The following is a 1,097-nucleotide window of genomic DNA, read 5'->3' as shown; positions in this document are numbered from 1 at the left end:
CCCCTAATATCGAGAAAGACGCAGAACGCCCCTATCCCGCCCTACGCATTGTTGAGGTGCAAGTGACGCGTTTGGAAAAAGAAATCGACAAGATGAACGCCGATTTGGAACCGCTGCGCAGTTTCATTTTGCCAGGTGGCACCGCCTTGTCGGCACATCTGCACATGTGTCGCACCGTCTGCCGCCGCGCCGAGCGCAATTGCGTGGAATTGGCAACGATGGAATCGGTCAACCCTATGGCGGTGAAATATCTAAACCGCCTCTCTGATTGGTTCTTCGTTGCGGGTCGCGTGGCCAATGAGGGTGGCAAAGCCGATATTTTGTGGACACCAGGCGCCAATCGCGAGGCTGAGTAGGTTACCGCAAACAAGCCTTTAAAATTAGTTTTCTCGAGAGCAGCGCCGCGTTAGAGCGTCTCAGATGCCGCTTTTGGTCTGTTGCCGCAGGGAATCAGCGATTACAACAGCGTCTGAATAATCGCGCCGCGGCGCGTGATCGAAATGCTTTAACTGGAGAACGTGCGGATGAAAATTCTGGTGCCGGTCAAGCGCGTGATCGACTATAACGTAAAAGTTCGTGTCAAAGCGGATGGCTCGGGTGTTGATCTCGCCAATGTGAAAATGTCGATGAACCCGTTTGACGAGATTGCCGTGGAACAGGCAATCCGCCTGAAAGAAGCGGGCAAGGCTGAGGAAGTGGTGGTTGTGTCCATCGGCGTCAAACAGGCGCAAGACACATTGCGCACCGCTTTGGCCATGGGGGCAGATCGCGCGATCCTTGTAGAAGCCGCCGATGATGTGCATCAGGATATCGAGCCTCTGGCCGTTGCCAAAATCCTGAAGGCTGTGATTGCAGACGAGGGCCCAAGCCTTGTGATTGCAGGCAAGCAGGCCATCGACAATGACATGAACGCAACCGGTCAGATGCTTGCCGCCCTTCTAGGGTGGAGCCAAGCAACCTTCGCCTCTGCCCTTGAGGTCGAGGGCGACAGCGCCACCGTGACCCGCGAGGTTGATGGCGGCTTGCAGACAATTACGGTCAAAATGCCTGCAATCGTCACAGTTGACCTACGCTTGAACGAGCCGCGTTACGCGTCG

The 1,097-nt window shown here is 55.5% G+C and carries 2 protein-coding genes; both read left to right on the top strand.

Annotated features, from left to right (window positions below; translation table 11 throughout):
- On the top strand, window positions 1-356 hold a 356-nt coding region (locus ACR0IO_RS23085; protein ID WP_480745188.1), incomplete at its 5' end, for a cob(I)yrinic acid a,c-diamide adenosyltransferase.
- A gap of 168 nt (window positions 357-524) precedes the next feature.
- Window positions 525-1,097 (top strand): electron transfer flavoprotein subunit beta/FixA family protein (locus ACR0IO_RS23080; RefSeq protein WP_480745185.1); only part of this gene is annotated, 573 nt, incomplete at its 3' end.

This window comes from Ruegeria sp. CE12, from assembly GCF_056537525.1.
The sequence above is the reverse complement of the archived record's forward strand: the minus strand, read 5'-3'. Positions and strand labels throughout refer to the sequence as shown.